This window comes from Kitasatospora sp. LaBMicrA B282 (assembly GCF_050325825.1).
In the GTDB taxonomy this organism is placed as follows: Bacteria; Actinomycetota; Actinomycetes; order Streptomycetales; family Streptomycetaceae; genus Kitasatospora.
This window is the reverse complement of the sequence record NZ_JBNQTI010000021.1, coordinates 28137-53701: the sequence shown is the minus strand read 5'-3', so window position 1 is coordinate 53701 and position 25565 is coordinate 28137. Positions and strand designations below refer to the sequence as shown.

Below are 25565 nucleotides of genomic sequence, written 5' to 3'. Positions count from 1 at the left end.
CGACCTGCCACAATCCCGTGCGTGTCGATCATTGACGAGGTATACGAAGCCCGCTACGGCTGGACCCGGCGGACCGTCCTGGTGACCGCCTTTGCCGTGCTCGCGACGGTGGCGGGGCTGCTGGCCCCCGGCTTCTCGATGCCGCTGCGCATCGCGGCCGTGCTGCTCTTCGGGTTCGGCGGCGGGCTGATGGCGTACGGCGCGGCCGGCCGGAAGGTGGCGCTGCGGGTGGACGGCACCGGCATCCTGCTCGGCGGCTCACCGGTGCGCTACGCGCAGACCACCGTGTTCGTGCCCTGGCACGAGGTGGCGGCCGTGGAGCTGTGGACCCAGCGGCTCCGCGGCGGCCACGGCGTCCCGCTCCACCTGCCGTACGTCGGCGTGCACCGCATCGGCGGCGCCCCGGCCGGTGCGGTGGCCCGGGCGGTCAGCGGGACGCTCACCCCGGTCTCCGCCGAGCTGGTGGCCAACAGCCGGGCCGTCAACGGGTGGCCGTTCGACACCAAGGCCTTCACCGACGCGGTGGCCCGCCACGCCCCGCAGCTCCAGATCAGGGTCGCCGCGAACTTCCCCGCCAAGCGCTGACCGGCCGGCGCCCACTCGCGGTCGTTCTCAACCAGGCTGGAAGAACGCGAGCAGCTTCCGGGCGGCGTCCGGCGAGCTCAGCAGCGCATGCATGTCCGCGGACTTCCGAGCGGCGGCCCCGGTGCGTTCGAACATCTCGCGTTCGTACGCTCCGACCGCGGCGGGAACGTCGTCCGGGTGCGCGGCCAGCGCGAGACCGAGCGCGGCGCCGTCGAGCAGCGCCAGGTTGGCGCCCTGCCCCACAGCCGGCATCAGGTGCGCGGCATCGCCGAGCAGCGTGACACCAGGCCTCGACGGCCAGGTCAGGCCGATCGGGAGGGTCGTGATCGACCGCGCCAGGACCGTGTCGTCGCAGGCCTCGATCAGCGCGGTGAACCGTGGGTCCCAGCCGGGGAGGAGTTCGATCAGCCGCGCCCGGGCGGCGGCCGGGTCGTCGAACGGGATCCCGCTGGTGGCGAACCAGTCCTCGCCGGTGTTGTAGAAGCTGACGCCGATCCGGACGCGGCCGTCGCCGTTGCGCTGCGCAGCCAGGGATATCCCGTTGCCGAGCACCCAGTAGGTGCCGCGCCCGACCATCGCCGCGAGGTCGGGGTGCGTGCGGTCGATGTCGGGAATGCCGACCTCGACGACGTTCTTGCCGGTGTGAACCGGGCGGGCGTCGGTGACCAGCGCGCGGACCCGGGAGGCCGCGCCGTCCGCGCCGACCAGCAGGTCGTACGGCGCACTGCTGCCGTCGGCGAAGTGCAGCAGGCCGCCGGCGGCGGAACGGAACGCGTGGCCCCAGCGCACCACGTCCCCGGGGAGCGAATCCAGCAACATGGTGCGCAGGTCGGCTCGGTCGACCTCGGGCCGCGCGAGCGGGGCGTCCTCGGGCGTGTCCTCCTGGAGCAGCAGGGTGCCGTCCGGCTCGAGGAGCCGCATGTCCTGGCCTTCGCCACGGGCGATCGCGTGGAACTGCTCGATCAGACCGGCCTCGCGCAGCGCCCGCTGGCCGGAGTGGATGTCGAGCATGCCGCCCTGCCCGCGGGCCTCGCGCGAGGAGTCGCGTTCGTACACGACGGCATCGATGCCGTTCACGTGCAGCACCCGGGCCAGGGCCAAGCCGCCCAGGCCGGCTCCGACGATGGCGATGGCGATGGCGATGGTCATGGTTGCCCCCGGTGCATCGGATCGGTCGATCCACCGTATCGCCACCGCCGGATCGATCGGTACTGGATCGACCGGTGCCGGGTCAGTGCGGGGCGGTCAGACCTTCTGCAGGCCGGCCTGGACGTCGTCGAAGTTCATCACCGGCATGAAGCTGATCCGGGCGCCGAGGTCCTGGAAGAACGGTTCGGCGATGCTCGGGATGTCGGACGGCTCCTTCAGGTCGAAGACGACGAACCCCGTCCGCAGCCCGTCCACCGCGCCGAAGTACGCGGCTTCCGGCTTGATCCGTTCGAAGACCGACTTCATGGTGTCGGCCAGCGTCTTGGCGACGATGGCCTCGTTCGCCTTCTCCGTGTCCAGTTGGACCGTCAGCATCATCCTCATGCTCGCACCACCTCGTGATCGGCGTTCGGCACACGCGTGCCTCTCCAGATGCTGGTCGCGGACCGTGGTGGTCGCAGCCCGGGTGGGGCATCAGGGGGACGACGGCCCGTCAGCCCGGCAGGGCGACCAGGCCCGCCTGGTACGCGGTGATCACCAGTTGGACCCGGTCCCGGGCGTCCAGCTTGGCCAGCAGGCGGGCCACGCAGGTCTTCACGGTCGCCGTGCTGATCACCAGGTCGGCGGCGATCTCGGTGTTGGAGCGGCCCAGGCCGATCAGGCTCAGCACCTCCCGCTCGCGCTCGGTCAGCCCGGGCAGCACCCGGGTGCCCGGGCCGGGTGCCGCGGCGCGGGCCGCGGGTTCGGCGCGGCCGGCGAACTCCTCGATCAGGCGGCGGGTGACGCTCGGCGCGATCAGCGCGTCCCCCGCAGCGACCACCCGGACCGCCGCCAGGATCCCCTCCAGTTCCATGTCCTTGACCAGGAACCCCGAGGCGCCGGCGCGCAGCGCGCCGTAGACGTGGTCGTCGTCGAAGGTGGTCAGCACCAGGACCCGGGCGCCGCCGGGGCCGGCCAGTACCTGGCGGGTGGCCTCGATGCCGTCCATCCCGGGCATCCGGATGTCCATCAGCACCACGTCGGGGCGCAGTTCGGCGGCCAGTCGGACCGCGCCCGCGCATCGGCCTCCGGTCTTCAGCCCCCGGGATGACGGCGGCCCCGACGACTGTCCCCGCAGGTCCGATGCCCGGCAGCCGCTCGGCCCGGCACGGTGGGGACGTGATCGACGTTCAGCACCTGACGAAGCGCTACGGCCGCACCACCGCGGTCGACGACCTGACCTTCACCGTCGAACCGGGCCACGTCACCGGGTTCTTCGGCCCGAACGGCGCGGGCAAGAGCACCACGCTGCGGATGATCCTCGGCCTGGGGACCCCGACCAGCGGCACCGCGACGGTGGCCGGGCGCTCGTTCCGCGACCGGCCGTACGGCCTGCGGCACGCCGGGGCGCTGCTCGACGCCGGCGACGTGCACGGCGGGCGGACCGCCCGGGCGCGCCTGACGGCGCTCGCCCGGTCCAACGCGATCCCGGCCGGCCGGGTGACCGAGCTGCTGGCCGAGGTCGGGCTGGCGAGCGCGGCCGACCGGCGGATCGGCGGGTTCTCGCTGGGCATGCGCCAGCGCCTGGGCATCGCCGGCGCGCTGCTCGGGGATCCGCCGGTGCTGCTCTTCGACGAGCCGTTCAACGGTCTGGACCCGGAGGGCGTGCTCTGGGTGCGCGGCCTGTTCCGCCGGCTGGCCGCCGAGGGGCGGACGGTCTTCGTCTCCAGTCACCTGATGAGCGAGATGGAGCGCACCGCCACCCGGCTGGTCGTGGTGGGCCGCGGTGAGCTGCTGGCCGCCGAGTCCGTCCGGGAGTTCGCCGCCCGGAGCACCGCGGGGCGGGTGACGGTTCGCAGCCCGGCTTCAGCGACTTGCTCGCCGCCGAATGGCTCAAGGTGTGGTCGCTGCGCTCCACTCCGTGGGCGCTGGCGGTCAGCGCGCTCGGGATCGTCGGCGCGAGCCTGAACGCGGCGGTCGCCGACTACGACCGCTGGCCCACGCTGAGTCCGCAGGAGCAGGCCTACGTCCGGCACAGCGGCGCGATCTTCGACGCCTACCCCGACACCGCGGCGATGATCGCCATGCTGGCGACCGGCTGTCTGGGCGCCGTCGCGATCGTCAGCGAGTACGCCGGCGGCCTGGTCCGCACCACTTTCGCGGCCGTGCCCGCCCGGCGCGCGGTGCTCGGCGCCAAGGTCGGTGTGCTGTCCGCGGTGATGCTGGTCTTCGGCCTGGTCACCGCCACGGTCTCGTTCGGCGCCGCGCAGGCGGTGCTGGCCGGCCGGCACGCCACGGTGGCGGCGGGCGGCACGGCGGTGGTGCAGGCCGTGGCGGCCTCCGCCCTGCTGCCGGTGGTCTGCGCGCTGGTCGGCCTGGGCGTGGGCGCGCTGGTCCGGCACAGTGCGACCGGTATGGTGGCCACGGTCTTCCTGCTGATGCTGCTGCCGGAGTTCTTCACCGCGAAGTACCGCTGGTCGGCCGACCTGGAGTACGCGATGCCGCACTACGCCTGGGCGCACCTGGCCGCTGAGCAGTTCGTCCACACGCCGCCCTACCCGTAGACCACCACCAGTGCCTGGCTGGTGTTCGCGCTCTGGCCGCTGGTGGCGGTGGCGCTGGCCGCGGTCGCCGTCCACCGCCGGGACCTCTGACCCGGGCCGCAGCCGGCTTCGCGTCACCGCACCGGGCCCAGGGGGGTGCTCGAACTCCGCGCCGGCACACGGCTGCTCGGGATTTCCGCCGGTTCGGGAATCGGGCGGAAGATCCACCGCGACCGCTGTAGTGTGCATGCAATGGAACGGGGACAGCCTGTCGTCGCTGGCGTGGCGATCGCTTTCATCGGCTACACCAGCACCTTCGCGGCCGTGCTGGCCGGCCTGCGGGCCGCCGGGGCGACTCCGGCCCAGGCCACCTCGGGTCTGGTGGCGCTCTGCCTCTCGCTCGGCCTGGGCTCGCTCTGGCTGAGCCGGCGCAACCGGATGCCGATCACCGCCGCCTGGTCGACACCGGGGGCCGCCGTGCTGGCCAGCGCGGGACAGGTGGCGGGCGGGTGGCCGGCGGCCGTGGGCGGGTTCGTGGTCGCCGGTCTGCTGGTGGTGTTGACCGGGTTCTGGCCGCGGCTGGGCGCCCTGGTGGCGGCGATCCCGGCACCGATCGCACAGGCCATGCTCGCGGGTGTCCTGCTCGAACTCTGCCTGGTCCCCGTCCAGGCGCTCGCCTCCCACCCCTGGGAGGTCGTGCCGATCCTCGCCACCTGGCTGATCGCCGTGGTGACCGCGCCGCGTTGGGCCGTGCTCGCCGCCTTCGGGGCGACCGTCGTCGTGGTCGGTGTCCTCGCCGCCCGGGGTGACGGGCTGCACGGGCCGTGGCTGCCCGGGCTCTCCCTGACGGTCCCCCACCTGTCCTGGGCCGCGATCGCCGGCATCGCGCTGCCGCTGTACGTCGTGACGATGGCGGCGCAGAACGTGCCCGGCGTCGCGATCATGAGCTCCTTCGGCTACCGGGTGCCGTGGCGGGCCGCGATGGCGGTCACCGGCGCCGGCAGCGTGCTCGCCGCTCCGTTCGGCGGGCACGCCGTCAACCTCGCGGCGATCAGCGCGGCGCTGCCCGCCTCGCCCGAGGCGCACCCGGACCCGGCGCGCCGGTGGCCGGCCTCCCAGGCGTTCGGTGTCACCTACCTCGGGCTCGCCGCGGGGACCACGGCCCTCACCAGCTTCCTCGCCGTCGCCCCGGCGGACGTGGTCGGCACCGTGGCCGGTCTGGGCCTGCTCGGGTCCCTGGGGCACGCCCTGACCGCCGCGGTCGTCGGCTCCGGCGGCCCGGCGGCGTCCGGCGGCGGGTCGGCGGCCACCGCCACCGCCGGCGCCGGCTCGCCGGCGGACCGGACGGCGGCGACCGTCACCTTCGTCGTCGCCGCCTCCGGCACCACGCTGGCCGGGGTCAGCTCCGCCTTCTGGGCGCTGGTCGCCGGCCTGCTGGTACGGCTGGCCGTCACGGCTTCGCTGCGCGGCGCCGTGGCGGAGCCAGTCGTCGAGGACGAACCGGCCTGACCGCCACGGGGAGCGCCGCAGTGCTCCAGGTCGGTCCGTGCCCGGCGCGGAGAGCCGCGCCGGGGCCGCCGCCGGCCGGCGTCAGCCGCGCGATCTGACGCCCGGAGGCAGGTTCGGCGCCTGCTCCGAGAGCGTCACCCAGACCGCGCCGTCCACGACTTCGGCCCGGTGCACCCGGACGGGCCGCTCCGCGGGCGGGGCGTCCACCGCGCCGGTGCGCAGGTCGAAGCGCGACATGTGCAGCGGACACTCCACGATGCAGCCGTCGACCCAGCCCTCCGAGAGCGCGGCGGCCTGGTGCGTGCAGGAGTCGTCCACCGCGTGGACCGTTCCGTCCGCGGTGACGAAGACCGCGAGCGGCGGTGACGTGGTGGTGACCCGGTATCCCTTGTCCGTCGAGAGGTCCGACAGCTCGCAGACCTTGATCCGATCGGCCGCCATGCTTCCCCCCTCCTCCCCGTGTCAGAGCTCGATGGAGTGGTTCTGGTACCGGACCTTGTCCCGGTAGGTCTTGCGCAGCAGGTCGTTCTGCGGGACGACGGTCAGGTTCACCGTGCCGGCGACCGTGATGCCCCGGTCGGTCAACCCGCTCGCCTTCTCCGGATTGTTGGACATCAGCGTCACCGAGCCGACGCCGAAGAACTCCAGGATCTCCGCCGCCCGGTCGAAGGACCGCGCATCGCGCTGGAACCCGAGCTGCGCGTAGGCCTCGGTCTGCGCGACCCCCTCCTCCCGGAGGCGGGCCGTGAGCAGTTCGGCCATCCGGCCGTTGCCCTTGCCGTCCTGGTCCAGCCAGATGACCAGGCCGCTGCCCGCCTCGTCGATCCTCTGTTGGGCCATGGCCATCTGCTCGCGGCAGTCGCACTCGATGCCGTTGAAGACGTGCGCGGTGGTGCAGTGCGAGTGGACCCGGCACAGCACCTCGTCCCGGCCGGCGATGTCCCCCTGGACGATGGCGATCGACTCGCTCCGGCCGTCGTAGAACAGGTACTCCGTGAAGTCGCCGAACCGCGTGTGCAACGGCCCCTGGGCCAGCAGGACGATCACTTCGCACCGTCCACCGTGGACCGGGGGCCGGTGGCGATCAGGAGCTGGGAGTGCGAGAGGTTGTTGAAGTGGACGTCCTTGTCCGCGGTGTTGGTGATCCGGGCGGCGGGGTGGGCGGTGAGGAAGCAGCCGACGAAGTTCTTCGCCATCACCATGCCGAGGTTGCGGCCGGGGCAGCTGCGCCGTCCCTTGCCGAAGGGCATCACGTACGGCTCGGCCCCCTTCTCCGTCCCCAGGAACCGCTCGGGCTCGAAGGCGCCGCCGTACTCGGCGTGCAGGGCGTGGATGTTGGGCATCACGCGGGTGCCCGCCTTCAGCAGGTACCGGCGTCCCTCGACCGCCACGTCGAAGTCCGCGACGACCTTGTTGTTGATCACCGAGCCCGGCGGGCTCAGGCGCAGCGTCTCGCTGACGCACGCCTCGACCAGCTCGTCCTGCTCCTCCCCGGTGGCGGCCGCGATCGCGTCGCGCCACTTCTCGTTCTCGGGGAGCAGGACGTACCAGAGGGTCGCCAGGATGGTGTTCTGCACGGTGTCCAGGCCGGCGATGGAGGCGGTCAGCAGGTCGTCCCGGGTGATCTCGGTCGGGATGCCGAACTGCGCGTTGCCCGTGGCCACCTGCTCCCACACCGTGCCGGGCCCGGGCGTCCGCCGGAGCACTCCGGCCAGGTGGTGCTGCAGGCTCCGGATGTTGTGCTGCAGGCGGCGCGCCTCCCGGGTGACGGGCCAGGTCGCCAGTGGGAAGTGGACCCGGTTCCAGAACCGGTTGGAGTAGAACCGCAGTCCCGTGAAGGTCTCGTTCAGGGCGAACATGAAGGGCACCTGCGACACGGCGCCGTCGGGGTCCTTGAAGGGGACCGTCAGACCCATCGCCTCCTCGCCCCAGACGAACTCCCCCATGACGTCCCGGGTGTAGTCGCCGGCGATGCGCTTCATGTCGAGCGGCGCGTCGTCCCCGGCGGCCGGGCGGCACGACTCGGCGGCCCGTCGGGCCGAGATCGCGAAGATCCTGGCCTGGTCGAAACCCTTGCCGAGGTTCCGCTTGCGGTCCCCGAAGTGTTCCGTGGTGATCTTCTGGAAGGTCATGGCGGACGGCGAGAGCTGTCCGAAGGAGTAGCGGGCGGGCGTGTCCCGGTCGATGTACCGGCCGGTGACGGACGGGCTGACCAGCACCTCCGTCGTCTGCTTGTTCACGGCGTAGAGCTGGATGTCGAACCCGCGGATGCTCCCGACGAAGTCGGTGGCCGGGTGGTCCAGGTACAGGTAGTCCCGCGTCTTGTTCCGGTTGATCAGGCCGGAGACGTCCGCCTCGGACCCGATGAACGGGTAGGTCCGGCTGAAGGCGACGCCCTGCCGCTCGTAGTACCTGCGGTCCAGGACCGTGCGCGTCACCTTGGCGGCGAAGGCGAGCGAGGCGGCGCCGGCCAGCGCCGCCGAGGCGTACAGGGGTGACTTCGGTAACTTCATGAGGACTCCTCAACAGGTCATGGTCAGGCGGGAGTCGGCGGTCGGGTCGTCGTCGACCCCGGTACCGCCGGACTCACCTGTGAACGGGCCCGCAGCGCACGGTCGGCAGCAGCGCCGGGTCAGTCCGGTCTGCCGCCGGAGCGGGTCTGCTCGGTCTCCTTCTCCAGCCGGTCCCGCGCGGCGCAGATCCGCTCGCAGCGGTCCCGGTCGACGGGGCCGTGCCAGGCACCGCCGGTCTTGACCGAACTGCCGACGACGGCGCCGTCGGTGTGGGCGAAGACGTCGCCCAGGTTGTCCGCCGTCACGCCGGATCCGGCGACGAGCGGCAGGTCCGTGGCCGCGCGGATGATCCGCAGTTGCTCGGTCCGGGGCGGGTCACCGAGCCGGGTGCCGGTGACGATCAGCGCGTCGGCGTCGAACCAGGCCGCGTCCTTCGCCTGCTCGGCCAAGGACCGGTCCGCCGTGATCGCGTGCGCCCCGAGCTTGACCTGGACATCGGCCCAGACGGTGACGTGGTCGGCGCCGATCGCCCGCCGGTAGCGCACCAGCCGGCCGGCCCGCCCCTCGACGAGGCCCTCGTTGGCCACGTAGGCGTTGACCCACTGGTTGGCACGCACGAACCGGGCGCCCGCCGCCGCGGCGACGGCGAGCGAGCGGTCGACGGCGTTCGCCAGGCAGTTGATGCCCAGCGGGACCGCGACGCTGCGCGCCACCTCGGCCGCGACGACCGCCATGGCTGCCGGGGTCTCCGGGCCGACGTCGTCGGGCTTGAGGAACGGGATGTCCCAGGCGTTCTCGATGACCAGCCCGTCGAACCCGGCCTCGACGAGCACCCGGGCCTCGTCCGTCGCCCGCCGGATCACCTCCGCCATCCCGCGTTCCGGGGTGAACCGCGGCGACCCGGGAAGCGGCAGCAGGTGGATCATGCCGACGAGGGCGAACCGCCGCCCGAAGAGCCTCGCCAGATCACCGCACTCGGGGACTCTGCCGGCAGCGGCACGGTCGGTCACGGTCGCTCCTCCTGCAGATCTCGGCGAGGCTCTGGCAGAACCCGACGAGCGTAACCGCTCCCTCACTCCCTGCGCTACACCCCGCGGAGCATCACGGCTGCACACGAATCACCCGTGCCCGAGGCGGTGCCTGAGGTTGACGGCGGAAGCCCTGGCCACGGCCGCGGGGTTCAGGAAGCGCAGCGGACCGATCAGCCGGGACGCGAACAGGTGCATGTGCCGCGCCATCGACGCGTCGCGCGCCGCCGCCGAGAACATCAGCCGCTCCAGGGGGTTGAACGGGCGGGCCGTGGCGTAGTCGGCCGCCAGGAACTGGTGGCCGCGCAACCGGCGCCGGTGTTCGCGTCCGTAGGCCGCGAGCGACCGGTCGAGGTCGCCCCGACCGGCGGCGGCCGGGCCGACCGCGGCGGCCAGCCACCGCGCGGACTGCAGGGCCCACCCGCAGCCCACGCCCCACAGCGGATCGCCGGTCAGGGCGGCGTCGCCGATCAGCGCGAGGCCCGGCGCGGTCGGCCGGCGGCTGTGCAGCGGGTAGTCGACGGTGCCGATGATCTTCGAGATGCGCTCGGCGGAGTCGACGGGCGGAGCCTCGGGCAGGGCGCGGACGAAGGCGAGGAAGCTGCCCTCCAGGTCCTCCCGGAAGGCCGGCAGGTGCTTCTTGTCCGGCAGCACCGCGAGGACCGTCACCCCGTCGTCGTTGGGGAAGGCGTACGCCATGTCGGGTTCGAGGAACCAGGTCTGACCGATTCCGCCGTGCAGCGGGAGGTTGCGGAAGTAGGCGAGGTAGCCGAATCGCCGGTTCTCGTGGTGCCGCACGGGCACCTCGGCGAACCTGGCCACGGCCGAGTCCTTGCCGTCGGCGCCCACCACCAGGCGGGCCCGCAGCTCGACCTCGCCCCCGGGGGTCGAGGCGCGCACCCCCGCGGTGCGCCCGGCTTCCCGGAGCAGCCCGGTCACCTGGTGACCGAGGAGCAGCTCGACGCCCGGAGTCTGCGCCGCATGGGCCCTGATCAGCGGGTCGAGGGTGCTGCGGCGGACGTTGTACGCGTACGGCAGCTCGGGGCCCGCCGGTCCGGCCTTCGGCTCGATCCAGCCCCAACGGGTGTACCAGCGGGCGTCGTTGCGGACCGCTCCGGCCGCCTCGAGCGCGGGTATCAGGCCGAGTTCGGCCAGCACCGGGTAGGCGTTGGCCGTCATCGCGTGGGTGCAGAGCACCTTGTACGCGGCTGGGTCCGAGCGGCGCTCCAGCAGCGCGACCCGGGCGCCGCGGCGCGCCAGCAGGATCGCCGCGGCGCTGCCGGCGAGGCTCGCTCCGCTGATCACCACGTCGTACTCGTCCCCCGCGCGCCCATGCTCGGTCATGCGCTGATCGCCCCCTTCGGAGTGCGCTGCCGTTCGTGGCAGTGCTTGCAGTGCCACTGGTGTCAGGAGCATGAGCAGTTGTCAAGAGTCGGCGTCGTCGATGGTCCGTCAGCCCAGGTCAGGAGGGGGGTCGAAGATCGAGTAGCCTTCTGTTCCGGTCGATCTGCCGACGGACAGTGGGGTGGTGGAGGCGTGGTTGCCGTGGTGGCCGGGGCCTGGACGACCGAGGGCACGGGCTGATGGGCGCGCTGGACGACCTCGGTGACAGCCTCGAAGGCCTGTACAAGGACGGCAAGAAGGGCTTCGGCATCACCGTCGACCAGGTCTCCCACCTGGGCGGCGACGCGCTCGACCTGGTCGGCCTGCACGACGCGGCCAAGGCGGTGGACGACTTCGGCGACGGTGTCGCCGACGACATGGGCGCGCAGGTCGGTGAGAAGCAGCTCGGTGAGTCGGACGACCCCAAGGACCTGGTGCACGGGGATGCCAAGGCGCTGAAGGACGCGGCGGACAAGCTGGGCAAGTTCCACGACGCGTTCGAGGAGACCGGCGGCGGCCTGCAGGCGATGGACTCCGCGCACTGGCAGGGCCAGGCCGCCGAGGCGTTCCGGGCCAAGTTCGAGCCGCACCCGCGCCTGTGGCTCACCGCAGCCGACGCCTGCGGCACGGCCGCCACCACCCTCGCCGGCTTCGCCAAGACCGTCAGTTGGGCCCAGGACCAGGCCAAGCAGGCCATCGACGCCTACAACGCGGCGAAGAAGGCCTACCAGCAGGCCCTGGACGCCCACAACACGAGCGTCGACGGCTACAACAAGGCGATCAAGACCTACAACGCGGCGGTCAAGGCCAACAAGGACCCCGGCACCAAGCCGACCGATCCGGGTGGCTTCCACGACCCGACCACCGGTCAGCTCTCGCACGCCCGGGACCTGCTGCGCGGCGCCCGTACGGCCCGCGACCAGGCGGCCACCAGCGCCGCCGCCGCGGTGCAGGCCGCCACCGGTACCGCGCCGGCGGAGCCCAGCTTCACCCAGCGGATGAAGCTGGACTCGATCGACCTGGCCGAGGGCGGCATGACCGGGGTGACCCACGTCTACGGCGGCCTGGCCAAGGGTGCGGCGGACATCGTGGACTTCGGGCGCAGCATGAACCCGATGGACCTCTACAACATCACCCACCCCGCCACCTACCTCGACCACCTCAACAGCGTGGCGGCCGGTCTGGTGCACGCCGAGTTCCACCCCACCGACGTGCTCAAGGGCGTGGTGGGCTCGGGCTGGGGCTCCGACCCGTTCGAGGCGGGCGGCAAGCTGATCACCAACATCGCCTTCGGCGTGGCGACCGACGGCGGCGGCGAGGCGGCCGCCGCCGAGGACGCCACCAAGGCCACCGTCGACACCGCCGGCAAGGACACCGCCCAGGACGCGGCGCACCCCGCCCCGGTGGCGGCTCCCCCGCCCGACCCGATGGCGGCGGCCGTCAACCCGAACGTCGACCTCGACGCGATCGGGCCGAACAAGCCGGTCTACCGGACCACTAACGAACCGCTCTACCGCGTGGGCAACCGGCCGCCCGAGGTGAACTTCAAGGTCGGCTTCGAGCCGTGGGACACCGACAAGACCGACCTGCTGGCGTACGCGAAGGGCGGCGGCTACGAGTCCGCGTTCGTCGGCACCAGCTGGGACACCAACATCAGCACCAAGCTCCCGCGCCTCTACAAGTACCTGATCGACGCGCCCGGCGGCATCGACGTCAACGCCACCCTGGGCGAGCTGTCGCCGCACCCCGGCGAGAACGAGATCGCCTTCCCCGGCGGCATCCGTCCCGAGTTCATCAAGGGCGCCTGGCGGATGGGACCCGACGGGACACCGGCGGAGTGGATTCCGAACCCCAACTACGTGCCCAGGGCTCCCTAGGCTCCGCTGTTCTCCACCCTCCTCCCCGGCCGCTCGGCCGGGCCGACCGCGAAGGCATCCCCCTCATGAACACCGAGTTGCGCAGCGACCGCCCCGACGCCCTGGCCCTGGGGCCGGCGGGCGAGGCGGTCCGCTGCCAGGTCAGCTGCCACTTCGACCCCTACGCCGACGACCGCGCGCTGTACACCGTGCGGGCGCAGGGGCCGTGGGGTGCGGTCGAGGGCACGGGCGGCGACGCCTTCGGCGCGCTGCTCGCGGTGCGCCGGCAGGTGGAGCCGCTGGGGTGGCTGCTCGCCCTGGCGGGGGCGCGCCGGGACGTGTGGCCCAGTGGGATGCTGCGCCAGTCGGGTGGCGAGGAGGGCTACCTGCTGCTGCCGCACGACGCGGCCGGCGACTCCCCGCTGGTGCCGATCCTCGACGACGCGCCGCTGGACCTCGTGGTCACCGTCGCCGAGCAGGAGGCCGCCTACGACCGGTGGTGGGAGCAGCGCCGCTCCCACACCTGAGGGAGCCCCAGCCCGTGATGCCGGCGGGCCTCAGGCTTCGTCGGCGGCGGCGAGGTCGTCGACCGGCAGGGTCACCGAGAGGCGACTGCCCGGGTTCAGGCACAGGTCCAACCCGGTGACGGCGGCGCCGAGTTCACGGCCGGTCACGGTGATGCTGCCGGCCCAGCCGGTCGGCAGGTACGCGGGCGAGGTGCAGGCCTGCAGCACCTGCCGGCCGCCCTCGCCGGCGACCACCTGCGGGCCGGACCGGTCGGCCCGCAGCAGCAGCGGGGTCTCCAGCAGCGCGGCCAGCAGCTCCGCCTCGCCGCCGTGGCCGGTGGCCGCGTTCTGCAGCGCGGCCTCCGCGGCGTTGCGCGGCGCGGGCAGCTCCAGGGCCTGCGGGGAGGGGCGGTAGTCCGGGTTGTGCTGGAAGCCGGTGATCGCACCCTGGTGGTCGACCTGCCAGGCTCCGATCACCCCGTACGGCGGCACCGACCCGTTCGGGTCGAAGGCCGGGTCGATGGCGTACAGCCACTGGCCGGGGCAGGCGCGGGCCTGCTCGCGCAGGGCGGCGGTCAGCGGCGGGGTGGCGGGCGTGCTCGGGGTGGGCGGGGTGGTCATCAGGCTTCCGATCTCGTACGGGACTTCGAGGAGCGGGCGGGGCGGGGCGGTGCGGGCCGTCAGGGGGTGAGCGCCACGCTGACCAACCCCTCGGGCAGCAGCACCACCAGGTGGCCGGCGTCGTCCACCAGCAGGGCCCGGGCCGGCGCGCCCAGGCGCAGCTCGACCGTCCGGCCCGGCTCGGCCAGGCAGCAGAGCCGGATCAGCCCGTCCGCCCACCCCGAGGCCACCACCAGACCGCGTGGCCCCAGCCCGATGGCGACCGCGGTCACCGGGCAGCCGTGCCCGTCCACCGGCTTGGGCAACGGCGGGTGGCCCGGCTTCCAGGCCCGCACCAGCCCGTCGGCGCCGCCGCTGACGAGCAGGGCCACCTGCTCGTCGCCGGTGGGGCCGTGGTCGGTCAGCAGCACGCCGTCCAACGCGGTGACCGCCCCGGTGTGCAGGGCCGCGCCGGCTCCGGTCGGCAGCCAGTGCACCGTGCCCGAGCGGTCACCGCAAGCCGGCAGGGCGGCGAGCGCGCTCACCGCGAGCCCGTCCCAGCGTTCCGACTGCGCGCCGAACAACGCCCGCGGCGCTCCCGTCGCGTCCAGCGCGGCGAAGGTGCCGTCCGCCCGGCCCGCCAGCGTGCGCAGTCGCTCGGGCAGATCCGGCCACGCGGTCGGTGCCTGCGCACCCGTGGCGGATCGAACAGCCGCACCCGGCCCCGCTCGTCGGCCACCACCACCCACCGCGCGTACGGCCCCCGGCCGAGCGCGGCCACCGCCAACTCGCCCGCCGGCAGCGGCTCCCCCGGCGCCTCCGCCGGCTCGGGGGACGTCCAGTGTGCCCAGCGCGCCCGCCAGCCGACCCCGCCGGGGGCGGGGTGCTCGACCGGGGGTGCGGTGCCCAGCAGGTGGGTGCGCAGCACCTCGGCCCGCACCGCTGCGTCCGGCTCCTCGATGAGCGCGGGGAGGGCCCGCCGCCAGGCGGCGGCCGGCGGTTCGGCCGGGCGGGCCGCGAGCGCGGCGGTGACGGCGCGCGGATCGGCCCAGGTCAGAACGGACGGCTGCGCCGACCACGGCGCCTCGGTCCCGCCGCGCACCGCGTCCAGCACCAGCAGGCCGAGCAGCCCGGCCTCCTCGGCCGGCGGCAAGGTCCCGGCGGTCACCGCCGCGTGCAGGGCGGACGCGATCCCCACCCCGAGCCCCGTACCGAGCTCCGCCCCGAGCGCCGGACCCACCGCCCGGTCTTCGGCCGGCAGTCCGCCGTCCTCGCCCACCCACCCGGCGGGCACGGACCAGGACCCGCCGACCGCGGTGTGCGACGGGACGAGCGCGGCGGCCCGCTCCACCGCCGCAGCGCCGGCCAGCGCCGACCACTGGGCCCGGCTGAGCGGTCGTCCGACGCGCGCCAGCGCCGACACGGCCGGCCGGACCTCCGCCGGCAGCGCGGCCCACCAGGCGGCCGCCACCCCGGTGCCGCAACCGGCCTCCGGGGGCACCAGGGCGGCCAGCCGGGCGAGTCCCGGATTGGGGTACACCTGCTCCGCGCCGAACGGCGACCCGGCCGCCAGACTCCGGTACCAGCGCTCGAACCGGGCCGCGTCCGTCCACTGCGGGTCGTCCAGCTCGAGCACGGCCGCGCCGGCCGGCACCGCGCACCCCGGCGCCGCCTCCAGCACGATCCGCAGGCCGCGCACCGGGGACCGGGCGCCGAGCAGCGCGGTGACGATCCGTCCGGGATCGACGGCCCGGTTCAGGTCCCAGAGCACCAGCAGTTGCGGCGCCGACCGCTCGGACAGGGCTTCCAGCAGCTGATCCACCGTCCGGGCGCCGACACCCAGCCGCCGGGCCAGCACGGCCACCGCACCCTCCAGGCCGAGCCCGGCCAGCGAGACCGCCGCCGCCGGGCGCACCGTCCCCGGCGCACCCGGCCCACCAGCCGCCGACGCCAACCAGCAGAGCAGGTGCGACTTCCCGCTCCCCTGCGCACCGGAGACCCAGCACACCCCGGGCGCCCGCTCGTCGGCCAGCCAGGCCAGCAGCGCCCGCCCGGCCCCCTGACGCCCCGCCCGCAACGGCGGCAGACCGCCGACAGCTCCCCGCACCACATCCCCTTCGTTCGTCGGGGATCAGCCTACGACCCGCGTGACCGGCCGCTGACCTGGGCCGACGGAACGGGGAGCGCCACCGGGCGGGCGGGGCGGGGCGCTCAGGACTCCTGCTGCGGGCGGCGTGCTGGAGCGGATCCCGGGGGCGGGAGCGGGCGGCTGAGGCCGTCAGGCAGGGTGTTCGACGGTGGCCGGCCAGACACCCCGTTCGGACAGGTGGAGCACCAGGGCGGCGATGTTCCAGGCGTCGTCCTCGCCGCGGTGGTGTCGGCCTTCGAGCCGGCGCCCGGCGAGTTGCAGGGCCTGCGCCATGCCGGGCCGCTTGCGCAGCCCGTAGGCCTCGGTGAAGACCGCCTTGGCGTTGGTGTGGTGCCGGCCGAAGGGGTAGGGGGTGCGGGTGTCCTGGCACTGCCGGGTGAACTGGTGGCGGTCGTAGTCGCCCCAACTGACCCACGGCCGGGCCCCTGCCCGGTGCTCGGCCGCCAGCAGCCGGCACGCCTGGGCGAAGCCGACCCCCTGCTCCACCTCGTGCTGGGTGAGGCCGGTCAGCTCGGTGCAGAACTCGCTGACCGTGGACCGGACGGGCTTCACCAGGATCCGGTGCCGGGCCAGGCGCTCGCCGGCCGCCAGGTCGATGACGGTCAGTCCGATCTCGATGATCTCGCTGACCGCGCCGGGCGGCTGGGCACCGTCCCAGCAGGTGGCTTCGACGTCCACGACGTTGACCAGGTGGTCGGTCCAGGTGCTGTCCATGGCGGGAAGCGTAGGGAGGAGCCCCGGGTGGGGCACCTGGTTTTCGGCAGGCCGGTACCGGTTGTTCTCGGCAGGCCGGTACCGGGCCGCCGGCGCTGGGCTACCGGTGCTGGGCTACCGGTGCTGGGCTACCGGTGCTGGCCGCCCTCAGCGCTCGGTCAGCCGCGCCACGCCGTGCAGCACCCGCCCGGCGGCACGGGCGGCCTCGCAGGCCGCGGTGACCTGCGCGGCCTGCGACGGGTCGGGTCCGGTGGCGGGCGGCCAGGTCCCGGGCGGGACCACGATCACCACCACGGCCGCCCGGCCGCGGGCCGCGGCCAGCCACCGCGCACTCGCGCCGAAGGAGGTGAACGCCAGCAGGCGCCGGCCGCCCAGCAGGACCACCTCCGCCACCCGCCCGTCGACCACCTGCACCGAGGCGGTGGTCGCGGGCGGGGTGCCGATGGCCGTCTCGAAGCCGGAGTCGAGCAGATCGGGCACCAGGTCGGCATGCTGCCGCGCGCCCACCTCCAGGACCAGCTCGGCGAAGGCCGGCCCGGTCCGGGGCACCCGCACCGCGAACGCCAGCTGCACGAGGACCTCCCACCCACCATCGGCGCCCCACCACTGCCCGGGGCACGACCGCACGGACGGGAGCAGCCGGGCCCGATACCACGGTCTCACGAATCACCCCCCGCGGCCGGGCAGCCGCCCCGGGCATCGCCCCGGCCGACGGCCCGAGGCGCGCGCCGCCCCTGGTGACCTGGTGGCCTGCCCGGCTGCGGTCGCCGGCTGCTTCTGGTGGACCCTGCGTCAGTCGTGCAGGTCCCACAGGCCGTCGAGGTCAGTGCGGCCGAACTCCGCGCGGATCCGGACGGTGAGCAGCTGCAGGACCAGAACGGCGAACAGGACGTCGAAGGAGACGCCGAGTTCGACGATCGGCGGCACCCAGGAGGTGGCGAGGAAGGCGACGGCGGTGATGCCGTTGTCAATCAGCAGGAAGCCGACGACCTGGGAGAGCGCGCGACGACGGGTGACCTCGGTGAAGCAGCCGATCAGGACGACGGCGAACCCGACCGGCAGAGCCCGGGTGGCGGGCGCGGGCGCGAGTTCGGTGAGCGGGTGGGCGGCGGCCCAGGCGAGCAGGACGAGCGCGGCGGCGGCCGGCAGCGAGGCGGCGGCGGTGGCCAGCGGCGCCGTCTTCTGGGCTTCCCCGCCGGCCACCAGGGCCCGGCGCACCAGGTGCGGGAGCAGGCCGGCGCGCAGGACCGCGACGAGGGCCGCGACCGCGAACAGGTCCCAGCGGTGCTGGTGAAGGCCGAGCAGGACGGCGATGGCGGCGAGCGCCAGCCCTTGGACGGCGAAGACCCGGATGATGGCGGCGAGTTCGCGTCGCCACAGGACCAGGACGGCGGCGAGCAGGAAGACGCCGCAGGCCAGGTCGAGCAGTTGGGCGTACCGGGCGGTGCTCATCGCGCCCCGGCCCGGGGACGAGGTCCACCGGCAGCACGTCGGACACCGCGCCGTCCGGTGTCGCGGATCCTGCGCAGCAGACCCATCACAGACCTCATCCACGTCGGCCAGCCATGTGACAACTTGCAGAGATTAGCAACTGCAACATCCGGCAGGACAGTGGCGATCACTGGCGTGTCGACCGACCGGTCCATGGGTGATCGCGGGCTGTGCGCGATTGCTAAAGTCGGTAATTGAACAGTTCCGCCTTGTCCGGGCCCGATGGAGACGGTGACGCCTTGAACGCCGAGACCCCCGCCACGCCTCCCGTGGTCGGTGCGCCGCTCTACCAGCTGAAGGCGGAGTTCTTCAAGACGCTCGGCCACCCGGTGCGCATCCGGGTCCTGGAGCTGCTCAGCGAGCGCGAGCGGGCGGTCGCCGAGATGCTGCCCGAGGTCGGCGTCGAGGCCTCCCACCTCTCCCAGCAGCTCGCCGTGCTGCGCCGGGCCAAGCTCGTCACCTCCCGCCGCGAGGGCTCGACCGTCTACTACAGCCTCACCAGCCCCCAGGTCGCCGAGCTGCTGCGGGTCGCGCGCGCCATCCTCGGCGGCGTCATCACCGGCCAGGCCGAGCTCCTCGACGGGCTCCTCACCCCCGCCGCGGGCAGTCCGGACGTCCGGGCGTAGCGGAGCCGGCCGGCCGGACTGCGCCTGTTGACCGGTGCTGATCGCAGCGGATCAGTCGTGCATGGATCGGTCACATGCACAATCAGCTATTTGAAAAATTCTTCATATTCATACATGCTGGCCCGTGCCCACCGCCCGGGACGCGCGCAAGGAGCCACCGTGAGCGACGCCGTCAACGACGAGAAGACCAGGCGCAAAGCCGCGCTCATCCGCGCCGCCATCTACATCGCCGGCACGCACTTCTTCGCCTTCTTCGTCATGCTCCTCTTCTTCCTGGGCAGCCACCGCCACTGAGTGATCAGGCGAGACCGTTCGCTAGGTTGGCCGCATGACGATGCCGAAGGCCGACCCCGTGAACCTGGCCGCGATGATCGAGGACCTGCGGACCCTGGTCGAGGTCGAGTCCCCGTCGCGCGACGTCGCCGCCCTGACCGCGTCGGCCAAGGCCGTCGCCGCCGTGCTGGAGAACCGCCTCGGCGGGCAGGCCGGCTTCGTCGGGAGCGACGCCGGGCCGCACGTCCACTGGTCCGCGGGTGGCGAGCCCAAGGTGCTGATCCTCGGTCACCACGACACGGTCTTCCCGCTCGGCACCCTGGCCCGCCGCCCGTTCACGGTCGAGCACGGGCACGCCACCGGACCGGGCGTCTTCGACATGCTGGGCGGTCTCGTGCAGGCCGTGCACGGAGTGGCGCTGCTCGCGGACCGGTCGGGCATCGAGATCCTGGTGACCTGTGACGAGGAGGTCGGCTCGGGCTCCTCGCGGGCACTGATCGAGGAGCGGGCCCTGGCCTGCGGCGCCGTCCTGGTCGTCGAGGGCGCGGCCGAGGGCGGGGCGGTGAAGACGGGCCGCAAGGGCTGCGGCACCTTCGAGGTCACCGTCACGGGCCGGGCCGCACACGCCGGCCTCGAGCCCGAAGCCGGCGTCAACGCCCTGGTCGAAGCCGCGCACCAGGTGCTGGACATCGCGGCGCTCGGGCGCCCCGAGGTGGGCACGACCGTCGTCCCCACCGTCGCGTCGGCCGGCACCACGGACAACGTCGTCCCTGCCGGGGCAACCGTTCTCGTGGACGTCCGGGTCGAGACCGCCGAGGAGAAGGAGCGCGTCGAGGCCGCGTTCGCGGCGCTGGCCCCGCACCTCGACGGGGCGGCGGTCTCGGTCCGGGGAGCCGTCGGCCGGCCCCCGATGCCCGGGTCGGCCTCGGCCGGGCTCTTCGCGGTGGCGCAGCGGCTGCAGCCCGGCCTCGAGGGCACAGCGGTGGGCGGCGGAAGCGACGGCAACTTCACGGCCGCCCTCGGGGTGCCGACCCTCGACGGCCTGGGCGCGGTCGGCGGCGGTGCGCACGCCGACCACGAGTACCTGGTGGTCGACGCCATGCCCGGGCGGGCGACGCTGATCGCCGGCCTGGTGAACGCGATCCGGAACGGCGAGTTCTGAAGCCGCTACTTCACCGATCCCGCCGTGAGGCCTGAGACCACGTGGCGTTCGATGGTCGCGAAGAGCACGATGACCGGGACGATGGCGACCAGGGAGGCGGCGAAGACGTAGTTCCACTGGACGCTGTAGGCGCCGATCATGTTGTTGATGCCGACGGTGAGGGGTTGGCGGTCGGGGGTGTTGGTCAGGGTCAGGCCCATGATGAACTCGTTCCAGGCCGAGATGAAGGTGAAGATGACGGCGGTGACGACGCCGGGCAGGGCCAGGGGCAGGGTGACGCGGAAGAGTGCGCCGATGCGGTTGTTGCCGTCGATCATGGCGGCTTCTTCCAGCTCGATCGGGATGGAGCCGATGTAGGCGCTGAGGATCCAGATGGCGAAGGCCAGGTTGAAGGCGGCGTTGGCGATCACCAGGACGGTGACGGTGTCGAGCAGGTTCAGGGTGGAGAACTCGCGGTAGAGGCCGACCTGCAGGGCGGTGGGCTGGAACATCTGGGTGACCAGGACCAGGAGCAGGAAGGCCTTGCGGCCGCGGAAGCTGACCCGGGCGGTGTAGTAGGCGGCGGGCAGGGCGACGACCAGGACCAGCAGGGTGGCGCCGGCGGCGATCAGCAGGCTGTTGGTGAGGTTCTGGCCGAGGGTGGTGTCGGTCCAGACCTTGGTGAAGGCGGAGAGGTCGAAGTGGCTGGGGAGGTAGGCGTTGTCGCGTAGTTGGCCGGCCGGGCGGGCGGCGGTGACCAGCATCTCCAGGTAGGGCAGCAGGAAGAGCGCGGCCAGCGCCCAGGCAACCGTGGTGACCAGGACGGTGCGGGCGGGCGGCCGCCGGGTGGGCCGCGGCAGGCGAGCGGCGGTGGTCATCGGGTCTCCTCCTGGTTCCAGCGGGTGACGAGCAGGAAGAGGGCGACCATGATGATCACGACGGCGAAGTTGACCACGGACATGGCGGCGGACTCGGCGACGTCGTAGCTGCGCAGCATGTACATGAACACGGTGCTGGTGGCGGTGTCGGCGTTGGGGCCGCCCTGGGTCATGCCCCAGATGACGGGGAAGGAGTTGAAGACGTTGATCAGGTTGATCACCAGGCCGACGAGGAAGGCGGGGCGTAGCAGGGGCAGGGTGACCTTGCGGTAGGTCTGCCAGGGGGTGGCGCCGTCGACGTGGGCGGCTTCGTAGACCTCGGTGGGGATGGTCTGCAGGCCGGCGAGCAGCGTGTAGGTGGTGAACGGCAGGGAGACGAAGACCGCGACGAAGACCAGCCAGGGCTTGGAGTGCCCGGCGTCGCCCAGCCAGGCCTGGGCGTGGCCGATCAGGTGCAGGTCGAGCAGCAGGCGGTTGAGGACGCCGGAGACCTGGTCGAGCATCCAGCGGAAGCCGATGGCGGTCATCAGCACCGAGGCGGCCCAGGGGGCGATGAGGGCCCAGCGGGTGAGGCGGCGGCCGGGGAAGTTCTGGTTGAAGAGTTGGGCCAGGGCGAGGGAGAGCAGCATGGTCAGCGCGACCACGGCGATGGTCCACACCGCGGTCCAGGTGAGGACGTCGGGCAGCCGCGGATCGGCGAAGAGTTTGCGGTACTTGACCAGGCCGGCGGGGCCGTGGTCGGTGCCGGTGGTGTCGATGCGGCGCAGCGAGGTGCTGACCATCTCGACCACCGGCCAGATCACCACGGCCAGGATGAGCAGCACCGCGGGCGCGATCCACGGCAACGGGCCGAGCCGGACGAACAGTGAGCGGCGCCGGGCGGGCGGTCCCGCGGGCGCCGCCCGCCGGGCAGCGCGACCCGGCGGGCGAACGGGGGTGGTGCTGTGGGACACGGGGTTGCTTTCCTGTCGGGTTGCCTGCCGGGTTGCCTGACGCGGACGCTGACGGACCGTCACTGTCCGGCCTGCTGGGCGGCCTGCTGCAGCGTGTCGAGGGTCTTCTTCGGGTCGCCGAGGGCGCTGCCGATCTGGGTCTTGATCTGGGCGGAGACGGCCGGCCAGGTCGGGTCGCTGAGCGGGTAGAAGGTGGCGGTGGGCAGGATCTGCAGGAACGGCTGCAGCGGCTTCTCGTCCGGATCGCTCTGGAACTCGGTCAGCGCCGACTGGGTGACCGGCATCAGGTCGTACTCCTTCTCGAACTTCACCGTGTTCTCCTTGCGGTAGGCGAAGTCGAGGAAGGCCTTGATCTGCTCCTGGTGCCCGCCCTTCTTGAAGGCCATCATCCAGTCGGCCACGCCCAGGGTGGACTTGGTGACTCCGTCCTTGCTCGGCATCGCGGCCCAGGTGACGTCCATGTTCTTCACGTCGGCCAGCTGACCGGGGAAGCCGTCGAGCATGCCGACCTTGCCGGAGGCGAAGTCCTTCTGCAGGTCGGTGCGGTTGACCGAGGCCGGGCTCTGCTCGGTCAGGCCGGCGTCCGCCCAGCTCTTCAACTGCGTGAACGTCGCAATGTTGGCAGGTGAGTTGATGGTGTACTGGCCGCTGGAGTCCTGGTAGCCGCCGTGGTTCTCCATCATCCAGATGAAGGACTCGGCCTGCGCCTCCTCGTGGCCCAGCGGGATGCCGAGCGGGACCTCGACGCCGGCCTTCTTCAGCGCGGTGGCGTCGGCGGTGACCTCGTCCCAGGTGGTCGGCGGCTTGGTCGGGTCCAGGCCGGCCTGCTTGAACAGGGTGTTGTTGATCAGGAACATCCGGGCGCTGGAGACGAACGGGATGCCGTACTGGGTGCCGTTCTGCTGGCCGGCGAGGGCCATCGTGGGCAGGAAGTCGGTGGCGGTGGAGCCGGACAGCACGTCCTGCGCGGGGTAGAGCAACCCGTCCTTGGCGTAGTCGGCGTAGCCGCCGGTCTGCAGCAGGTCCGGCTCGTTGCCGTTCTGCACCATGGTCTTGACCTGGGTGTCGATGTCGTTCCAGTTGATCACCTGCAGGTCGACCTTGATCTTCGGATTCTGCTGCTCGAAGGCGGAGATGACGCCCTGCCAGTAGGCCTGGCTCGGGTTCTGCCCGTTGGAGCCGTAGTCCGCCGCGACGAACTTGATGGTCGTGGTGCCGTCGGCGGAGGAGCCGGAGCCGCCGCCGGACCCGCAGGCCGAGAGCGCGAGCGCGCCGACCGCAGCGGCGGCCGAGAGGACGAGGAAGCGACGATTCATCGCGGGTACCGCCTTCGAACGGTGGGGGAAGAGTGCGCTCACCTGTGCGCGAAGATGACTGATTCAATGCTACTTCGAGCAGATGTGAGCGTCGATGGCGAGAGTGTGCCGCGCCGGCGCCAGCGGGACCAGAGGGCGTTACCAAAGCGTTGCCGAAGTTCCGCCGGGGCCGACCAATGCCCTCGCACGTCTTGACGCGGCGGGACACCCACCCCGAAGCTGTGCGCACACATGATTGAAACTGCTCATTAGGACGCTCATTAGTGCAGCTTCAATCAGTACCGGAAGGAACCCCCACCGTGACCAGACGCCTCCTTCACCGGGCCGCGCCCGCCCTGCTGGGCACCGCGCTGCTCGTCGCCGGCTCACCCCTCACCAGCACCCCGGCCAGCGCAAACGACGGCGTGAACCAGAGCGCCGCCAACTTCTCCGCCGCCGCCAACCCCCAGGGGCCGCTCGCCGCCGCCCCGCCGATGGGGTTCAACAACTGGGCCCGCGCCCAGTGCACGCCGCAGGCCCCGTTGGACAACTCGAACCGGGCCGGCTACTCCTTCCAGCAGTACATGGAGGACAACGCCAAGGCCCTCGCCGACTCCGGCCTGATCTCCGCGGGCTACCGGACGGTCACCGTCGACGACTGCTGGATGTACCGCAACAGCTCCGGTTACCTGCACGGCGCGCAGAACTGGGGCGGGCAGACCGACGTCCGCGACACCACCCGGCAGCCCGGCTTCGACTCCGACCTGACCGCCTACGGTGCCTACCTGCACGGCCTCGGCGCCAAGTTCGGCATCTACGAGACCTCCGGCACCCACACCTGCAGCACCGTCCCGCCGACCTCGCCCAACCTGCCCAACGGCAGCGAGGGTTACGAGCAGAACGACGCCAACTCCTTCGTCGCCTGGGGAGTCGACGAGCTGAAGTACGACAACTGCGGCCAGCAGGAGCCCATGCAGACGCTCGACGCCCGGATGTCCGGCGACCTCGCCACCGCCGTCGGCAACGCCAACGCCGCGGGTACGGCCGCCCCCAACGTGATGTTCGACATCTCCGCCCCGGCCGCCTACGGCAACGGGCCCACCAAGTTCGCGGCCATGGACTGGGTGCGCGGCCTCGGCCAACTGTGGCGGGTCGGCCCGGACATCTACAACGACCAGGACAACGCCGCCACCGACCCGTGGAACGAGCCGCTGGGCGTCCAGTCCTCCTACAACGTCGGTGCCTACCAGAGCTTCGACAACTCCCTGGAGCTCAGCCGCTACCAGGGCCCGGGCAACTGGAACGACGCCGACATGCTGCTGATCGGCGACAACGGCATGACCACCGCCGAGGAGCGCAGCCAGATGTCGCTCTTCTCCGCCCTCGCCGCTCCCCTGGTGATCTCCACCGACGCCCGCAAGTTCGAGCCCTCGTACATCTCCTCGCTCGCCGCCACCGACCCGGCGACGGCCACGCACCTGCAGAACTCGGTCGCCATCCTGGGCAACTCCGAGGTCATCGCGGTGGACCAGGACCCGCTGGGGGCCGGCGGCTACCGCGTCCTCGGCGGCGGCGCGAACGGCGACGGCACCCCGGCCGCGAGCAGCGGCATCGACGTCGTGGTCAAGCCGCTCGCCGACGGCAGCCGCGCCGTCGTGGTGACCAACAAGGGCGACTCCACCGCCGACTACACGCTCGACCTGCCCGGCCTCGGCTTCGACGCCACCAGCGGCAGCTACACCGTGCGCGACCTGTGGGCGCACAGCACCAGCAGCTCGACCGGCACGGTCGCGCTCACCATCGCCCCGCACGACAGCGCGATGCTGAAGATCACCCCGCCGAGCGGCACCGGCTTCACCCCGCGCGGCCAGATCACCGCCTCCCGCGACAGCTGGGGCAAGGCCTCGCTCTGCCTGGACAACTACCAGTCCCGGACCACCGGCACCGCCGTCGACGTCTACCCGTGCTCCGGCGGCAGCAACCAGCAGTGGCAGCTGAACGGCGACGGCTCCGTCCAGCTGCTCCAGAGCGGCACCACCAACCTCTGCCTGACCGCCCCGAGTTCGACCAGCGCAGGCGTGGTCAACGGGCAGCAGGGCCAGTGGGTCGGCGTCGCCCCGTGCGGTTCCGCACCCGGGTACCAGAGCTGGACGTACAACCGCGACGGCAACATGAAGCTGGCCGGCACCAGCAGCTGCCTCGACGTCTACAGCGGCACCACGACCACGCCCGGCACCCCGGTCGACCTGTACGACTGCGGCGCCGCCCCCGACGCCGTCCAGACCAACCAGACCTGGGCCGCCCCCTTCGCCGCACCGCCCGGCGCCTGAGCCCCCGACCAGCGGGGGTGCGGGAGGAGAGCCCGCACCCCCGGCACACCGCGCAGCAGAGCGC

The 25565-nt window shown here is 72.7% G+C and carries 26 protein-coding genes and 1 pseudogene; 10 read left to right on the top strand and 17 right to left on the bottom strand.

Annotated elements, in window-relative coordinates; translation table 11 throughout:
* The first annotated feature begins 21 nt into the window (after positions 1–21).
* Positions 22–585, top strand: coding sequence for a hypothetical protein (locus ACQRUO_RS09055; RefSeq protein WP_428315235.1), 564 nt, complete (start codon positions 22–24; stop codon positions 583–585).
* A gap of 27 nt (positions 586–612) precedes the next feature.
* On the opposite strand, the gene ACQRUO_RS09050 is transcribed toward ACQRUO_RS09055, so the two are convergent.
* From ACQRUO_RS09050 to ACQRUO_RS09040, 3 genes and pseudogenes are all read right to left on the bottom strand, one after another.
* Positions 613–1722 carry an FAD-dependent oxidoreductase gene (locus ACQRUO_RS09050; RefSeq protein WP_428315245.1) on the bottom strand — a complete coding sequence of 370 codons (1110 nt, stop codon included), beginning with the start codon at positions 1720–1722 and terminating at the stop codon, positions 613–615.
* A 108-nt stretch (positions 1723–1830) separates the two neighbouring features.
* On the bottom strand, positions 1831–2118 hold the full coding sequence (locus tag ACQRUO_RS09045) for a DUF3303 family protein (protein WP_428315234.1): 288 nt from the start codon (positions 2116–2118) through the stop codon (positions 1831–1833).
* Between the two features lie 109 nt (positions 2119–2227).
* Positions 2228–2791, bottom strand: a pseudogene (locus tag ACQRUO_RS09040) (response regulator); the annotation flags it as partial.
* A gap of 101 nt (positions 2792–2892) precedes the next feature.
* Between ACQRUO_RS09040 and ACQRUO_RS09035 the strand changes: the two are divergent.
* The 3 genes from ACQRUO_RS09035 to ACQRUO_RS09025 all read left to right on the top strand — a co-directional run bounded on the left by ACQRUO_RS09035 (position 2893) and on the right by ACQRUO_RS09025 (position 5765).
* Entirely contained in the window at positions 2893–3681 is a 789-nt protein-coding gene (locus tag ACQRUO_RS09035; protein WP_428315233.1) for an ABC transporter ATP-binding protein, read from the top strand.
* On the top strand, positions 3588–4277 hold the full coding sequence (locus ACQRUO_RS09030) for an ABC transporter permease (protein ID WP_428315232.1): 690 nt from the start codon (positions 3588–3590) through the stop codon (positions 4275–4277). Before ACQRUO_RS09035 ends, ACQRUO_RS09030 begins: the two co-directional genes overlap by 94 nt.
* A 261-nt stretch (positions 4278–4538) precedes the next feature.
* Positions 4539–5765: a benzoate/H(+) symporter BenE family transporter gene (locus tag ACQRUO_RS09025; RefSeq protein ID WP_428315231.1), complete on the top strand. Its 1227-nt coding sequence runs from the start codon at positions 4539–4541 to the stop codon at positions 5763–5765.
* 81 nt (positions 5766–5846) lie between these two features.
* Here the strand turns inward: ACQRUO_RS09025 and ACQRUO_RS09020 are convergent, their stop codons facing one another.
* The 5 genes from ACQRUO_RS09020 to ACQRUO_RS09000 all read right to left on the bottom strand — a co-directional run bounded on the left by ACQRUO_RS09020 (position 5847) and on the right by ACQRUO_RS09000 (position 10650).
* Positions 5847–6206, bottom strand: coding sequence for a bifunctional 3-phenylpropionate/cinnamic acid dioxygenase ferredoxin subunit (locus ACQRUO_RS09020; RefSeq protein WP_428315230.1), 360 nt, complete (start codon positions 6204–6206; stop codon positions 5847–5849).
* Between the two features lie 21 nt (positions 6207–6227).
* On the bottom strand, positions 6228–6812 hold the full coding sequence (locus ACQRUO_RS09015; RefSeq protein WP_428315229.1) for a GTP cyclohydrolase II: 585 nt from the start codon (positions 6810–6812) through the stop codon (positions 6228–6230).
* Positions 6809–8278: a cytochrome P450 gene (locus ACQRUO_RS09010; protein WP_428315228.1), complete on the bottom strand. Its 1470-nt coding sequence runs from the start codon at positions 8276–8278 to the stop codon at positions 6809–6811. The genes ACQRUO_RS09015 and ACQRUO_RS09010 overlap by 4 nt, the downstream gene beginning before the upstream one ends.
* A gap of 119 nt (positions 8279–8397) precedes the next feature.
* A complete protein-coding gene (locus tag ACQRUO_RS09005) occupies positions 8398–9288 on the bottom strand; it encodes a BtpA/SgcQ family protein (protein ID WP_428315227.1) in 891 nt (296 codons plus the stop codon).
* A 108-nt stretch (positions 9289–9396) separates the two neighbouring features.
* Entirely contained in the window at positions 9397–10650 is a 1254-nt protein-coding gene (locus tag ACQRUO_RS09000) for an NAD(P)/FAD-dependent oxidoreductase (protein ID WP_428315226.1), read from the bottom strand.
* Between the two features lie 239 nt (positions 10651–10889).
* On the opposite strand from ACQRUO_RS09000, the gene ACQRUO_RS08995 reads away from it, so the two are divergent.
* Together ACQRUO_RS08995 and ACQRUO_RS08990 are read left to right on the top strand one after the other, a co-directional pair.
* Positions 10890–12566 (top strand): putative T7SS-secreted protein, encoded by a 1677-nt coding sequence (locus ACQRUO_RS08995; protein WP_428315225.1) that lies wholly within the window; start codon positions 10890–10892, stop codon positions 12564–12566.
* A 65-nt stretch (positions 12567–12631) separates the two neighbouring features.
* On the top strand, positions 12632–13072 hold the full coding sequence (locus ACQRUO_RS08990) for a hypothetical protein (protein WP_428315224.1): 441 nt from the start codon (positions 12632–12634) through the stop codon (positions 13070–13072).
* A gap of 30 nt (positions 13073–13102) precedes the next feature.
* Here ACQRUO_RS08990 and ACQRUO_RS08985 read toward each other — a convergent pair whose 3' ends face one another.
* The 6 genes from ACQRUO_RS08985 to ACQRUO_RS08960 form a co-directional block, all read right to left on the bottom strand.
* Positions 13103–13672, bottom strand: coding sequence for a type VII secretion system-associated protein (locus ACQRUO_RS08985; RefSeq protein ID WP_428315223.1), 570 nt, complete (start codon positions 13670–13672; stop codon positions 13103–13105).
* A gap of 59 nt (positions 13673–13731) precedes the next feature.
* Positions 13732–14196: a hypothetical protein gene (locus ACQRUO_RS08980; RefSeq protein WP_428315222.1), complete on the bottom strand. Its 465-nt coding sequence runs from the start codon at positions 14194–14196 to the stop codon at positions 13732–13734.
* Positions 14193–15758, bottom strand: coding sequence for a hypothetical protein (locus ACQRUO_RS08975; protein WP_428315221.1), 1566 nt, complete (start codon positions 15756–15758; stop codon positions 14193–14195). The genes ACQRUO_RS08980 and ACQRUO_RS08975 overlap by 4 nt, the downstream gene beginning before the upstream one ends.
* Positions 15759–15929: 171 nt before the next feature.
* Positions 15930–16514 (bottom strand): exonuclease domain-containing protein, encoded by a 585-nt coding sequence (locus tag ACQRUO_RS08970; RefSeq protein WP_428315220.1) that lies wholly within the window; start codon positions 16512–16514, stop codon positions 15930–15932.
* 147 nt (positions 16515–16661) lie between these two features.
* Positions 16662–17087: a hypothetical protein gene (locus tag ACQRUO_RS08965; RefSeq protein ID WP_428315219.1), complete on the bottom strand. Its 426-nt coding sequence runs from the start codon at positions 17085–17087 to the stop codon at positions 16662–16664.
* Between the two features lie 219 nt (positions 17088–17306).
* Positions 17307–17966, bottom strand: coding sequence for a hypothetical protein (locus ACQRUO_RS08960; RefSeq protein WP_428315218.1), 660 nt, complete (start codon positions 17964–17966; stop codon positions 17307–17309).
* 278 nt (positions 17967–18244) lie between these two features.
* Between ACQRUO_RS08960 and ACQRUO_RS08955 the strand changes: the two genes are divergently transcribed.
* The 3 genes from ACQRUO_RS08955 to ACQRUO_RS08945 all read left to right on the top strand — a co-directional run bounded on the left by ACQRUO_RS08955 (position 18245) and on the right by ACQRUO_RS08945 (position 20066).
* Complete coding sequence (locus ACQRUO_RS08955; protein ID WP_428315217.1) at positions 18245–18631, top strand: ArsR/SmtB family transcription factor; 387 nt, start codon at positions 18245–18247, stop codon at positions 18629–18631.
* A gap of 159 nt (positions 18632–18790) precedes the next feature.
* Positions 18791–18925: a DUF6126 family protein gene (locus ACQRUO_RS08950; RefSeq protein WP_428315216.1), complete on the top strand. Its 135-nt coding sequence runs from the start codon at positions 18791–18793 to the stop codon at positions 18923–18925.
* Positions 18926–18959: 34 nt separating this feature from the next.
* The gene (locus ACQRUO_RS08945) at positions 18960–20066 is read left to right on the top strand and encodes a M20 family metallopeptidase (RefSeq protein ID WP_428315215.1); all 1107 of its coding nucleotides are present in this window, start codon (positions 18960–18962) and stop codon (positions 20064–20066) included.
* Between the two features lie 5 nt (positions 20067–20071).
* Here ACQRUO_RS08945 and ACQRUO_RS08940 read toward each other — a convergent pair whose 3' ends face one another.
* Genes ACQRUO_RS08940 through ACQRUO_RS08930 form a run of 3 tightly spaced genes read right to left on the bottom strand, consistent with a single transcriptional unit; the run spans position 20072 to position 23192 of the window.
* Positions 20072–20923 carry a carbohydrate ABC transporter permease gene (locus tag ACQRUO_RS08940; protein ID WP_428315214.1) on the bottom strand — a complete coding sequence of 284 codons (852 nt, stop codon included), beginning with the start codon at positions 20921–20923 and terminating at the stop codon, positions 20072–20074.
* The gene (locus ACQRUO_RS08935; protein ID WP_428315213.1) at positions 20920–21876 is read right to left on the bottom strand and encodes a carbohydrate ABC transporter permease; all 957 of its coding nucleotides are present in this window, start codon (positions 21874–21876) and stop codon (positions 20920–20922) included. The genes ACQRUO_RS08940 and ACQRUO_RS08935 overlap by 4 nt, the downstream gene beginning before the upstream one ends.
* Positions 21877–21935: 59 nt before the next feature.
* Positions 21936–23192 carry an extracellular solute-binding protein gene (locus ACQRUO_RS08930; RefSeq protein ID WP_428315212.1) on the bottom strand — a complete coding sequence of 419 codons (1257 nt, stop codon included), beginning with the start codon at positions 23190–23192 and terminating at the stop codon, positions 21936–21938.
* A 299-nt stretch (positions 23193–23491) separates the two neighbouring features.
* Between ACQRUO_RS08930 and ACQRUO_RS08925 the strand changes: the two genes are divergently transcribed.
* Positions 23492–25501, top strand: a complete 2010-nt coding sequence (locus ACQRUO_RS08925) for a ricin-type beta-trefoil lectin domain protein (protein WP_428315211.1) — start codon at positions 23492–23494, stop codon at positions 25499–25501.
* The last annotated feature ends 64 nt before the right edge of the window (positions 25502–25565 follow it).